13 protein-coding genes are annotated in these 12,851 nt (G+C 67.5%); all 13 read right to left on the bottom strand.

Annotated elements, in window-relative coordinates; genetic code table 11:
- Window positions 1-76 precede the first annotated feature (76 nt).
- Window positions 77-901: a TIGR04222 domain-containing membrane protein gene (locus AC1RNQ_RS01880; RefSeq protein ID WP_493168467.1), complete on the bottom strand. Its 825-nt coding sequence runs from the start codon at window positions 899-901 to the stop codon at window positions 77-79.
- A 13-nt stretch (window positions 902-914) separates the two neighbouring features.
- Window positions 915-1,469, bottom strand: a complete 555-nt coding sequence (locus AC1RNQ_RS01885; RefSeq protein ID WP_493168469.1) for a glycine-rich domain-containing protein — start codon at window positions 1,467-1,469, stop codon at window positions 915-917.
- The gene (locus AC1RNQ_RS01890; protein WP_493168470.1) at window positions 1,466-2,809 is read right to left on the bottom strand and encodes a phosphotransferase family protein; all 1,344 of its coding nucleotides are present in this window, start codon (window positions 2,807-2,809) and stop codon (window positions 1,466-1,468) included. The genes AC1RNQ_RS01885 and AC1RNQ_RS01890 overlap by 4 nt, the downstream gene beginning before the upstream one ends.
- A gap of 48 nt (window positions 2,810-2,857) precedes the next feature.
- On the bottom strand, window positions 2,858-3,511 hold the full coding sequence (locus tag AC1RNQ_RS01895; protein ID WP_493168471.1) for a hypothetical protein: 654 nt from the start codon (window positions 3,509-3,511) through the stop codon (window positions 2,858-2,860).
- A gap of 58 nt (window positions 3,512-3,569) precedes the next feature.
- Window positions 3,570-4,352, bottom strand: a complete 783-nt coding sequence (locus AC1RNQ_RS01900; protein WP_493168473.1) for an enoyl-CoA hydratase — start codon at window positions 4,350-4,352, stop codon at window positions 3,570-3,572.
- The gene (locus AC1RNQ_RS01905; RefSeq protein WP_493168475.1) at window positions 4,352-5,344 is read right to left on the bottom strand and encodes a cupin-like domain-containing protein; all 993 of its coding nucleotides are present in this window, start codon (window positions 5,342-5,344) and stop codon (window positions 4,352-4,354) included. Before AC1RNQ_RS01905 ends, AC1RNQ_RS01900 begins: the two co-directional genes overlap by 1 nt.
- Before the next feature lie 231 nt (window positions 5,345-5,575).
- A complete protein-coding gene (locus AC1RNQ_RS01910; RefSeq protein WP_493168477.1) occupies window positions 5,576-6,850 on the bottom strand; it encodes a serine hydrolase domain-containing protein in 1,275 nt (424 codons plus the stop codon).
- Window positions 6,851-7,034: 184 nt separating this feature from the next.
- On the bottom strand, window positions 7,035-7,964 hold the full coding sequence (locus tag AC1RNQ_RS01915) for an electron transfer flavoprotein subunit alpha/FixB family protein (RefSeq protein WP_493168479.1): 930 nt from the start codon (window positions 7,962-7,964) through the stop codon (window positions 7,035-7,037).
- Window positions 7,961-8,710: an electron transfer flavoprotein subunit beta/FixA family protein gene (locus AC1RNQ_RS01920; RefSeq protein WP_493168481.1), complete on the bottom strand. Its 750-nt coding sequence runs from the start codon at window positions 8,708-8,710 to the stop codon at window positions 7,961-7,963. Before AC1RNQ_RS01920 ends, AC1RNQ_RS01915 begins: the two co-directional genes overlap by 4 nt.
- 273 nt (window positions 8,711-8,983) lie before the next feature.
- Window positions 8,984-10,192 (bottom strand): ADP-forming succinate--CoA ligase subunit beta, encoded by a 1,209-nt coding sequence (gene sucC / locus AC1RNQ_RS01925; protein WP_493168483.1) that lies wholly within the window; start codon window positions 10,190-10,192, stop codon window positions 8,984-8,986.
- 114 nt (window positions 10,193-10,306) lie between these two features.
- A complete protein-coding gene (locus AC1RNQ_RS01930) occupies window positions 10,307-10,618 on the bottom strand; it encodes a hypothetical protein (protein WP_493168484.1) in 312 nt (103 codons plus the stop codon).
- Between the two features lie 4 nt (window positions 10,619-10,622).
- Window positions 10,623-11,774, bottom strand: a complete 1,152-nt coding sequence (bla, locus tag AC1RNQ_RS01935) for a class A beta-lactamase (RefSeq protein ID WP_493168486.1) — start codon at window positions 11,772-11,774, stop codon at window positions 10,623-10,625.
- Window positions 11,775-11,914: 140 nt separating this feature from the next.
- A complete protein-coding gene (msrA, locus tag AC1RNQ_RS01940; RefSeq protein ID WP_493168488.1) occupies window positions 11,915-12,595 on the bottom strand; it encodes a peptide-methionine (S)-S-oxide reductase MsrA in 681 nt (226 codons plus the stop codon).
- Between the last annotated feature and the right edge of the window lie 256 nt (window positions 12,596-12,851).

The raw sequence follows: 12,851 nt of genomic DNA on the forward strand, positions 1-12,851 counted from the left end.
CCTTGCCAGCGTTCGCCGGGCGACAAAAGGGCAATAAGCTTCGCTAGCTAATCTTTTTAATGAGAGCGCCCGCGCATCAATCCCCGCCGCCACCGCACCCGCTGCTGCATCCGCTGTCGCCGCCGCAGCTGCTGCCGCAACTGCCGCTCGAATTCGATCCCTCGGGCGAATTATGCGGGTTGCGCAGCTGATGGAAGGCTGCGAGCGCCGAACCGGCGAGGACACTCGTGCCGAACAGCGCGACGGCGAGGTCGCTCTCGCGCACCGTCGGCGCACGCTGCAACCGCTGATTCTCGCGCCGCGCGTCCTTGAGCGCGGCGCGGGCGGCGCGCGTCTGGTCGCTGACGAAGCGCCAGCGGATCGCCATCGGAAGGAGCGTCAGCAGCAGCATGACCGACAGCACGAAGAGCGGGCCGCCCTGCGCGATATCGGCGAGAAGCCGGATTCCGCCAAAGAGCAGCAGCGCCGCATAGGGGGCGATCGCGAGCAGCCGCAGGCGGCGGTGCTCGTCGGTGTCGAGCAGCAGCCCGGCCGATTCGAGCCGACGGCGAAGCGTCGCGGCTTCGGGGCGGAGCGCGGCGACAATATCGCTCCAGACGAAGGGCGAGCGCAGCGCGAGCACTGCCCGATCGGCTCCGGGAGCGCCCGTCGCGGCGGCGGTGCGAAAGAGCTTGCCATCGACCTCGACCGCGCCTGACGCGACCAGTCGCGTGGCGACGGTATCGGCGAAGCGCGTCTCGCGCCCGGCGAGATAGGCGAGGCTGTCGGGGTCGCGCAGCCGCTGCGTTCGGCCCGCCGGGCGAAGCAGCCGCGGCAGGAGCCAGGCGACCGGCCCCACGACCATCAGCAAGGCAAAATAGGTCCCGATAAAGGCCAGCGGGTCCCAATCGAGCGGATTCATCTCCGGCGCATCCTCATCCCCATGCCCATAGCGCGACCCCCGCCAGCGCTATCACAGCCGCGGCGGCGGCGCCAAGGCGAACGATGCGCTTGGGGACGATCCAGACGTCGGCCAGCGCGACGCGGCGCGCGCGCGGATCGACGTGGAAGCGCTGCCAGCCCGAGGGCCAGATTTCTTCGGGCGGAAGCTCGCCGAACAGCCGCTCGTAGCTGGCGAGCGTTTCGGCATAGAGAGCGAAATGGCGCTGTCCCTCCTCGCTGCCGCCCGCGGTCGGACCATGGTGCAGCGGCGCCTTCAATATCTCGTCGCAGAGGCGGTCCCAATAATCGCGGCTATAGGTCAGGTGCAGGTGCCACGCCTGGTCGACCGCTTCGGACGGCACCGCCATATGACCGGCGGTCACCGCGAGGAACAGGAAGCGGCGATATTCGTCCATCACCGCCGCGGCATGGTCCGCCGACCAGCCATTCTCGCGCGCCAGCCGGGCCTCGAAGGTCAATACGGCGTCGGCCGGACCGACGCGATAATCGCGGAGCGCAGCCCAGAGCGGATGCGCCGCCGCGGTCATCCGCCCCAGCGGCCGCGCGCCGCGGCGAGCGCGGCATATTTGGGGCTGTCGACCGCGCATTTGTCGAGCACCGCGCGGCGCAACCGCGCGAGCAGGCCCGGCTCGGCGAGCGTCGTCGTACCCGCCATCAGCGCCTCGGCGAGCGTCCGATCCTCGGCGCGCGTCCCGGCGCCCAAATCGCGCATCACGATGCCGAGCGCGTTCATCGCGACCGCGACCTGGAACTTGCCATGCCCCGCGGCGCCCGGCTTGATTTCCTCGTTCAGCCAGTCGCGCACCGCCTGCACCATTTCGCGGTTCGTCGGCTCGCCGACGGGTTCCGGCGTGGCGGCGGTCGGTGGCGGCAGAGCCCGCGCGCGCTCGGCCTCGGGCGCTTCCGCTTCGAGCAGCGCGACGAGGTCGAGTTCCTGCTCGGCGGTCCGCCGCCCGACGACGACGCGCTCGACCGTGGTGTCGGCGCCGCTGCGCCACGCCTGCCCCATCTGCAGGCAGCCGAGCGCCCACCAAAGGGTGCGATAGACGAGCCAGAAACGGAAGCGATCACGATCGACGGGCGTGCCACCGGCAGCCTCATAGGCGGCGAAATATTCGTCGAGGCTGCCAACGCCGAACGCGGGCTTGTCGAGCCGGCCGAAGCGCCACACGGTCATGCAGCCGAAGGCGAGGTCCTCATGCGCGTCGCCGCGATGCGCCAGCTCCCAGTCAAGCACCACGGCCAACCCATCATCATCGACCATGATATTGCCCATGCGATAGTCGGCGTGGACGAGGACCGGCGGCGCGGGCGTCGGCAGATGATCCTCGCACCATCTGATCGCGAGCGCGATCGCGGGCCGGTCGCCACCGTAAGTCAGGAAACGCGCCTTGAGCTCGGCGAGCGCCGCGGCGGTGTCCATATGCGGGATCGCATCAGGGACGGTGTCCGCCGGAATCGCATGGATGCGCGCGAGTTCGCGCCCCAGATCGGCGATCAGCGAGGGCGGCGGGCTCGCGAGGATCTTCGCCGGGCTGACCTCGGCGATCACGCGGCGCATGACATAGCCGGTGCCCATGCCGTCGCCGTCGGCGAGTACGCCGACCACCTCGGGCGCCTTCACGCCCGCGCTGTGCGCCGCCTTGACCAGCGCCGCCTCGGTCGGATGGCCATAGGGACGGTCCGCCATATATTCGGCCGACGGCGCACGGCGCAGCACATAGGCACCCAGTCCCTTTGGGCCGGTCCAGTCGAACGCCCAGCTCTCCATATTCGCCCCGCCCGACAGCCGGCCGAGGCCGGCGAGGGTGCCGGGTCCGAGGGTGCGGGTCATGAAGGCGGCAAGCAGCGGGGCGAGATCGGTCATTCCTTATCCCTGCGAAGGATTTTCCCGCGCCGCAAGGTCCAATCGCTTTCAGCGCCGAAACCGGTCCTTGGCGCGCCGGTCGTGCCATTTCGCGGCGAAATGCAGCCCCCATGCCAGCGGCGCCGCAGCGAGGAACCAGCCCCATTGGATGCGTTCGATCATCGTCTCGCCCCCGACATGGCCGAAGACCGCGATCAGGATCAGCGAGGCGACGACGCCATAGAGCGCGATCTGGAACCAGTTGTGCCCGCTGCCGACGTGCCGGGGATCGATCGGCAGCGGCGCGCGCGCCGCGACCGCGGCCTCGATCGTATCGCGCCGGTCGCGCCAGCCGCCGACATAGTCCCAGGCCTCGATTCCAACCGTCCCCGCCTCGACGAGGAAGACTGCAAGCCCGATCGCGGGGGCGTGGAGGCGCGGCGCGATGCCCAGCGTATCGAGCAGCCAGCCGCCGAGAAAGACGACCGCCAGCAGGCCGCCGATCGCCCACATCGCATGGACCGGCAGGCCGGCGATCATCGCGTCGATATGCGCCTCCAGGTCGGCGCGCCAGCGCGCGGCCTCCTCGGCCTTCACCCCGCGCAGCCGCCCGTCGCGCCCGCGATAGGCGGGACCCATCGCGGTGTCGACGAACCAGCGGTCGAAGCGCCGGAGCTCGCCGTCGCGGATCTGCCGCCGCTGATAGTCGCTGACGAGAAACATACGCCTGCCCCTTCACGCCGCGTCTAGCGCGGCGGCAGTTACCACAGTGATAATGGGTTCAGCCCGCGCGTTCGCGGCCGCGTTCCATCACCGCGAGGCGGCGCGCCTCGACCGCGTCGGCGCTGACCGCGCGGTTCGCGGCGGTCGAGCGCTCGGCCTCGAGCGCCATCGCGTCGCCGAAAGGCAGCGCGTAGCCGTCATCGATCAGCGCCTTATACGCGCGCACCATATCCGGGTCGGCGCTCGCGATATCACGCGCCAGCGCCAGCGCCGCGGGGAGCAGCTCATCAGGCGCGACGACGCGATTGACGAGGCCCCAGGCGCATGCCGTCTCGGCATCGAGGAAATTGCCCGTCAGCGAGAGTTCCTTGGCGCGCGAAATCCCGATCAGCCGCGACAGTTTCTGCGACAACCCCCAGCCGGGCATCACCCCGACGCGCGCATGGGTGTCGGCGAAGCGCGCATGGGTCGAGGCGATGCGGATGTCACACGCCAGCGCGACCTCGAACCCGCCGGTGATCGCGACGCCGTTGATCGCCCCGATCACCGGTTGCGGGCACAGCTCGATCGCCTTCACCGGATTTTGGTCGGCATCGGTCGCATTGGCCGCGCCAAGATTGCTCGTGTCGGCGCCGAGTTCCTTGAGGTCGAGCCCCGCGGTGAAGGCGCGCTCCCCCGCCCCGGTCACTATGATCGCGCGGATGCTCGCATCGGCAGCGAGTTCGCGCATCGCGGCGGCGAGATCGGCACGCAGCGCCTTCGACAGCGCGTTCATCGCTTGCGCGCGGTTGAGGGTGACGGTGGCGACCGCATCGTCGCGGGTGATGAGGACGAGGGACATCAGGCTATTTCTCCATAAGAGGCATAATCCTCTACATGGATGTTGGGCCGGCGAAAGCTGGTAAAGCTCATGCTCGCCGACAGGTCGAGCGCCTCGACCTGGTGCCACCAGCCGACGGGCAGGAAGATGCCCTCGCCGGGACCGATGACCGTCTCGAGCACCGGCGGGGTCGCGGCATCGCCCTCGCCCGCGGGCAGCGCTTCATTGCCCCAGTCAGAGAAGCAGTGACGGCTGTTCCGCATCCGCGCAAAGGCCCAGGGCGGCGCCAGCCGCACGCGCTTGCGGCCCAGCACCTGGACCAGCAGATTGTTGGTGAGGTCGTGGTGCCAGGGGGTCAGCGTGCCTTTGGGCCCCAGCCAGAAGAAACCGTCGCGTTCGCGCGGCGCGAGCAGCGCGATCGGCGCCATATCGTCCCACAAGGGCGCCAGCGCCGCGGCGTTGGTGCCGCTGTTATAGGCGGTGAGATAGATGTCGTTGCTCGCCTCGTCCCCCCGCAGCCAGTCGACCAGCTCGCCGAAGCGCACGAGGCGGCGATGATCGTCCTTGGCGAGTTCGTAGTCGGCATTCCCCTCGCGCTCGACCTGCGCCTCGACGACCGCGTCGCCCGCGACCGCGGCGAAATGATCGAGCGACCAGCGGGCGAGCGCGGGCCAATGGTCGATCAGCCCGGTGAGCTTCGCGGGGCGACCCGCCTCATAATAGTGGCGATAGAAGAAGTCGGGGTCGGGTTTATCGAGCGTGTCGAGCCCAAAGCCGCCCTCGGCCTCGAAGGCGAGCCGCCGCTGGTTCGCGAACAGCCACTCCTGCTTGGCCACGCGCGCCGCCTGCCGCCGCAGCATCGCCGCCATCGGGTCCTTGCCCAGCCGGTCGATCTCATACTTCGCCGACGCCGCCGACACCCCCGCGCCGACGAGCCGCGCGTACAGTGCGGCGTCATCGTCGCCGGCGGCGAGACCCTCGGCGAGCAGCGCGCGTTTGTCGGACTGGGCCATGGCAGAATCTCCTCGTCGCCATCGATGACTAACCGAGACGTGACGAGCCGCTCAAGCCCAAGTCGATGACAGAAAAATGACGCCGACGCGATCCTCCCCATCGCGCAGCGTTGGGGAGGGGGACCGCGCCCGGAGGGCGTGGTGGAGGGGTCAGCAACGTTGCGCCATTGCCCTTCCGTCAGCGCTTCGCGCCGCCACCTCCCCATGGCTACGCCAAGGGGAGGATCTTTTTCAGTCGCCCGCCGGCCCCTTGTAACCCGGCCCATAGACAGCTGCGCGAAAGTCGCGGTGGAGCGTGCCGTCATAGGGTAAAGTCTGGACGAAGAAGACCGCGGTCAGCTTGTTCGCCGGATCGACCCAGAACAAGGTCGAGGCCATGCCGTCCCAAAAATATTCGCCCGCCGCGCCGCGGCTTTCCTCGGCACTCAGCGGCGGGCCCTTGCGTACCGCGAAGTCGAAGCCGAAACCGACATGGCCCTTGCCGGGGAGCCACGAGCGCTCCTTGATCGCGGGGTCGAGCTGGTCGCTCGCCATCAGCTTCACGGTCGCAGCTTTGAGGATGCGCGCGCCGTCCAACTCGCCGCCGTTCAGCAACATGCGCGCAAAGCGCTGATAGTCGTCGAGCGTCGAGGCGAGGCCGAAGCCGCCGGGGGTCAGCTCGTGATCGCGGAAGTTCAGCGCCTGCGCGGTCATGGCGTCCTGCTGCACCATCTTGCCGTCCTGCTTCACATACATTGCGGCGAAGCGCGGCAGCTTCGCATTAGGCTGGCGCCACGCGGTCTCGCCCATCTTCAGCGGCTCGAAGATATGCGTGCGGACATAGTCGGCGAAGCGCTGGCCCGACAATTTCTCGACCAGCGCCGCCTGCACGTCGACCGCGATGCTATACTCCCACTGCGTTCCCGGCTGGTAGAGCAAGGGCACGGTCGCGAGGCGACGGCTCGCTTCGCCAAGGTCGATGTCGAGCGCCAGCGGCGCCGCGGCGACATAGGCGTCGTGCGCGGGGGTCGATCCCGCGCCATAAGCGAAACCCGCGGTGTGGCGCAGGATGTCGCGCACCGTGATCGGGCGGTTCGTGGGCGCATAAAGCGGCTGCCCCGCCGCATCCTTGCCCGCATAGACGCGCATATTCGCATATTCGGGCAGATAGTTCGCCAGCGGGTCGTCGAGGTGGAACTTGCCCTGTTCCCACAATTGCATCAGCGCGACGCCGGTCACCGGCTTGGTCATCGAGTATATTTGCGCGATCGTATCGCGCGCCATCGGGCGGTTCGCGGCGCGGTCGGCGAAGCCCGCGCTGCCATGATAGACCTCGCGCCCGTCCTGCCAGACCAAAGCCGAGACGCCGCCCGCGCGGTCGCTGGCGATCATCTGCCGAAGCGCAGCGTCGATGCGCGCCTTGTCGATCGAGAGCGTTTCGGATGGGGCGACTTGCGCATGGGCGGTGGACGCCGGAAGCGCCAACGGCATGAATACCACGGCCAAAGCGAAAGCCATTTTACGCATGCAATCTCCCTTCCCCGTCATCCCGGCGAAGGCCGGGATCCCATCCTCGCGCCCTGACGCATCGGCGAGATTCCGGCCTTCGCCGGAATGACGATTGAAGAGAGGAGACTAGCAGGCCGTGGACAAAGAAAAAGGGCGGCCCCGCCGGAACCGCCCTTTCGCATTGCTATTCTTGCACGATCGATCAGATCTTGCCGGTCAGCTCCGGAACGGCGCTGAACAGATCGGCGACGAGGCCGAAGTCGGCGACCTGGAAGATCGGCGCGTCTTCGTCCTTGTTGATCGCGACGATCGTCTTCGAATCCTTCATGCCGGCGAGATGCTGGATCGCGCCCGAGATGCCGATCGCGAAATAGACCTGCGGCGCGACGATCTTGCCGGTCTGGCCGACCTGATAGTCGTTGGGGACATAGCCCGCATCGACCGCGGCGCGCGAAGCGCCGAGCGCGGCGCCGAGCTTGTCGGCGAGCGGGACGATCACTTCTTCGTACTTCTCGCTCGAACCCAGTGCGCGGCCACCCGACACGATGATCTTCGCCGAGGTGAGTTCGGGGCGGTCCTGCTTGGCGATCTCGGCGCCGACGAAGCTCGACGTGCCGGCGTCACCGCCCGCCGATACCGCTTCGATCGTGCCCGAACCGCCCGTGGTCGCCGCCTTTTCGAACGCGGTGCCGCGCACGGTCAGGACGAGCTTGGCGTCCGAGCTCTCGACGGTCGCGATCGCGTTGCCGGCGTAGATCGGACGGGTGAAGCTCTTCTCGCCCTCGACCGACAGGATTTCCGAAATCTGCATCACGTCGAGCAGCGCGGCGACGCGCGGCGCGATATTCTTGCCGGTGGTCGTCGCGGGCGCGAGGAACGCGTCGTGGCTGCCCATCAGCTCGGCGACGAGCGGCGCGACATTTTCGGGCAGATTGTGACCGAAGGCGGCATTGTCGGCGACATGGACCTTGCCGACGCCGGCGATTGCCGCCGCTTCCTTGGCGACCGCATCGACGCCTTCGCCGGCGACGAGCAGATGGACTTCGCCGAGCTTCGACGCGGCGGTGACCACTGCGAGCGTGGCGTCCTTGACGGCCTTGCCGTCGTGTTCGACCCAAACGAGCGTTTTCATGAATGCACTCCCATGGCCTTGAGCTTGGCAACCAGTTCATCGACGTCGGCGACCTTGACGCCGGCCGAGCGAACCGGCGGCTCCGACACTTTGACGACCTTGACCCGCGGCGCGGTGTCGACGCCGTAATCGGCGGGGGTCTTGTTATCGAGCGGCTTCGACTTCGCCTTCATGATGTTCGGCAGCGAAGCATAGCGCGGCTCGTTCAGGCGAAGGTCGGTGGTGACGATCGCGGGAAGCTTCAGCTTCACCGTCTCGAGGCCGCCGTCGACTTCGCGGGTCACGTTGACATGATCGCCATCGACGTTGACCGCGCTGGCGAAGGTGCCCTGCGCCCAGCCGGTCAGCGCCGCGAGCATCTGGCCGGTCTGGTTGTTGTCGTCGTCGATCGCCTGCTTGCCGAGGATCACGAGACCCGGCTGCTCGGCGTCCGCGATGGCTTTCAGGATCTTGGCAATCGCGAGCGGCTCGACCGCATCGTCGGTCTGCACCAGGATCGCGCGGTCGGCGCCCATCGCGAGCGCGGTGCGCAGCGTTTCCTGTGCCTTCGCCGGGCCGACGGACACCGCGACGATTTCGGTCGCGACGCCCTTTTCCTTCAGCCGGATCGCTTCTTCGACACCGATCTCGTCGAACGGGTTCATCGACATCTTCACATTGGCCAGGTCGACGCCGGTGCCGTCGGACTTGACCCGCGGCTTGACGTTGTAATCGAGCACCCGCTTGACGGGGACGAGGATTTTCATGGCTCTTTCAGCTCCTCTCAAAAATTGTGCACTGCGCCATAATTGGCGTTTACGTAAACGTCAACCAGCAGTCCCCTAAACCCCTTCTCCCTTGAGGGGAGAAGGATAGGGAGCCTTATCGCCGCAGGCGATTAGGCGGACTTGGATGAAGGTGAGCGGCGCCTTGCGCCGCGCGAGCCTTCGGCTCGCAACCCCTCACCCGGCTTCGACTAGCGAGCAAGCTCGCAAGTCTCCGCAACCCTCTCCCGCAAGGGGAGAGGGTTTACCCCGTTATCACGCGACCTGCCGGACCTCGGCGACGATTTTCTTTGCCGCGTCGCCCAGATCATTGGCCGCGACGATCGGCAGGCCGCTGTTGGCCAGGATGTCCTTGCCCTGCTGGACGTTGGTGCCCTCGAGGCGGACGACGAGCGGTACCGAGAGGTTTACTTCCTTCGCCGCCGCGACGATGCCGTCGGCGATGATGTCGCACTTCATGATGCCGCCGAAGATGTTGACGAGGATGCCCTTCACCGCGGGATCCTTGAGGATGATCTTGAACGCCGCGGTGACCTTTTCCTTGCTCGCGCCGCCGCCGACGTCGAGGAAGTTCGCCGGGAATTCGCCGTTCAGCTTGATGATGTCCATCGTCGACATCGCGAGCCCGGCGCCATTGACCATGCAGCCGATGTTGCCGTCGAGCTTGATATAGGCGAGGTCATATTCCGACGCCTCGACCTCCGCCGGGTCTTCTTCGGTCAGGTCGCGCAGCTCGGCCAGATCCTTGTGGCGGAACATCGCATTGCCGTCGAACGCCACCTTGGCGTCGAGCACGAGCAGTTCGTCGCCGTTCGGGCCTTCGCAGACCGCGAGCGGGTTGATCTCGATCTGCTCGGCATCGGTCGCGAGGAACGCGTCATAGAGGCCGGCGAGAACCTTGGCCGCCTGCTTGGCGAGGTCGCCCGACAGGCCGAGCGCCGCGGCGACGCTGCGGCCATGGTGCGGCTGGATCCCGGTGGCGGGGTCGATGGTGATCGTGTGGATCTTTTCCGGCGTGTCGTGCGCGACGGTTTCGATGTCCATGCCGCCTTCGGTCGAGGCGACGACCGCGATGCGGCTGGTGGCGCGGTCGACGAGCAAGGCGAGGTAGAATTCCTGCTTAATGTCGGCGCCGTCGGTGATGTAGAGGCGATTGACCTGCTTGCCGGCTTCGCCGGTCTGGATCGTGACCAGCGTGTTGCCGAGCATGTCCCTGGCATGCGCTTCGACTTCCTCGATGGTCTTGGCGAGGCGGACGCCGCCCTTCGCATCGGGGCCGAGTTCCTTGAACTTGCCCTTGCCGCGGCCGCCGGCGTGGATCTGCGACTTCACGACATAGAGCGGCCCGGGCAGCTGCCTGGCGGCGGCGACGGCTTCCTCGACGCTCATCGCGGCGATGCCCTTGGGGATGGCGACGCCAAATTTCGCGAGCAGTTCTTTCGCCTGATATTCGTGGATGTTCATGAGGTCTGCCGGGCCTTTCGACTCTGGAGCGGGAGATAATCGGCGCCGCCTAAGCACAAGTCAGGCCGCGTGGCTACCCCTAGGCGCCCCCAGCGCACCGACAGATTTTCTACCCTATCGAAAAGCGCAGACCGCCGCCGAGCTGGTCGTCACCGCCAATATCTCGGCATCCTTGAGCGCGCGGACCTTGTGCAGGAACTGGTCGAGCGACAGGTCGGCGAGGCGCCGGTCCTTGAGGCTGCCGAGCGCCGACAGGCGGCGCAGCTGGACCAGCGACAGCCGGTCGACCATGCGTTCGGCCATGCACGCCGACATCGGCGCCGAGAGGCCCGCGTCGTGCAGCCCATTGCGCAGCCGCGTCTCGGGCGTCGCGCAGCCGGCAAGCGCCAGCGCGGCAAGCGTCGGGATCAGCAGCAGTTTTTTCATCGCCCTACTTTCCATGGAACTCCGCCACCGCGCGCGACACCGACTGCATCGTCGCCATGCGCGCGGGCACCGGCGAACTCGCCTCGCCCATCAGCACGACGATCGCATAGCGCGTGCCGTCGGGCGCGGTGGCGATGCCGATGTCGTTGTAACCGACCGTCATGCCCCGATAATCCTGCCCCGTACCCGTCTTGTGCAGGAAGGTCCAGCCGGCGGGCAACCCGGCCTTCAGCCGCTGCGGCCCGCTCTTGGTGCGCGTCATCACGCCGAGCAGGAATTGCGTCGATTCGGGCGACAGCAAGGTCCCGCGCGCCAGCCGGGTGAGCGCGTTCGCAATCGCCGCCGGGCTGGCGCCGTCGGGCGGATCGGCGCGATAGGCGTCCATCGCCGCCTTGCGCGTCGCCTCGGGCAGCGCCGCGCGCGCCGCCTGGAAGCTGCGGCCGACCGAATAGCTTTGCTGCCATTTGAGCCCCGCGGCGCCGGCCTGCAGCAACCGCTCGCCGGGGCCAAACCGAATGGCCCCCAGATCCTGCTTGTCGATGAAGCGCCGCACCGCGTCGGGGCCGCCAACGGTGCGCAGCAGGCTGTCGTTCGCGGTATTGTCGCTCTGGGTGATCGCAGTCTCGATCAGCTCGCGCACCGTCATCGTCACCGATCCCGCGGCGCGGACGCGATCGGCGACCGGCTGGTGGAACAGGGTCAGATCCTCGGGCCCGATGCGCACATTCTGGTCGAGCCGCAACCGGCCGTTGTCGACCGCGTCGAGCACGGCGAGCGTGACCCACAGCTTCGACACGCTCTGTTGCGGGAAGAGTTCGTTCCCGCGCTGGGTGAGCGTCCATTCGCCGTCGATGCGCTGCACCGCGATCCCGGTCTTGCCCGGAAAGGCCTTCCATATCTGGAACAGGCGATCGTCGAGTCCCGGCGGCGGGCGGCGGAAGCCGGGGTCGGCGGGAAGCTGCGGCGCGGGGGTCGAGCTGCGCACCGGCGGACCGATCGGCACGGTGACCGCGCCTGCGCTGCTGCGGACGGGTTGGGGATGGGGCTGCGGCGCGCGCGGCGCCGGCACGATCGCCGCGCTGCTGACGCATCCGGCGAGCACTATGGCGCTCGCCCCCATGGCGAGCAGATGCCTGCCCGAAACCTTCACCTTCATTCAAACCCCGCGACTGCGACCGTCATTCTGTCCCCCGGCCCTTTTGGCCGATGGCGACCGTCCCGCACGCAGGATGCGGCGACCAGTGCTTTGCGACGAACGATTCCCTGTGCGCGATGAGCAGCGGAACCGCTGGGATATCAGGGAGCGGGGCTCGCCCGCACGAGGTCGGGGAACAGCCGCTTCAGCGCCGCGAGCTTGGGCGCGTCCCAATAGGCGATATAGCTGTTCTTGGGATTCTTGCGCATGAAGTCCTGGTGGAGAGGCTCGGCCCGGTAAAACGCCTTATAGGTCTCGACCGGTACGACGATCGGCTTGGCGAAATATTTGCCCTTGCCGATCTGCGCCAGATAGGCGGTCGCGACCTGGCGCTGCGCCGCGTCGAGCGGGACGATCGCGGCGCGATATTGCGGGCCGCGATCGGGACCCTGACGATCCTTGAGCGTCGGGTCGGCGATCACCGAGAAGAGGACGCGCAGCAACGTGCCGTAACTGACGACGCTCGGGTCATAGACGATGCGCACCGCCTCGGCATGGCCCGACTTGCCGTCGTGGGTCAGCTCATATTTGGCGGTCGCCTTGCTGCCGCCATGATAGCCCGATTCGACCGAGATCACGCCCTTCACATTGGCGAAGACGCCCTCGACGCCCCAGAAGCAGCCGCCCGCGAGGACGGCGGTCGCCTTCTTGCCGGGCACCGCGGGGTCGACGGCGGCGGCGGGCAGCTTGACGACGCTCTCGGCGCTCGCGGCAGGCGGCGCGCATTGCGCGACCACCGCCGCGGCGAGCACCACGCCAAGCGAGCGCCGGGCTGCGATCATAAAGGCAGCACGAGTCCCGGCTGCTGCGTCATCACGAAGATGGCGCCGATCGCGAAGCCGGCGAGCATGGTCGGAAACCAGTCGGAGCGAAGCATGGAGAGCATGGGTTGTTCCTGTCATCTCTAGTTGTTTCGCGGCCGGAGCCGCTTTGGTTACCCCGACCCTATGGCTCGCCCCGAACCATGCGTCAGTGATGGCGATCACCTTTAGCCAGCAGGCCTTACTTTCCGGTGAACCGGGATGTTGTGCGGCGTTC

The organism is Sphingopyxis sp. GW821-FHT12F08 (genome assembly GCF_058806755.1).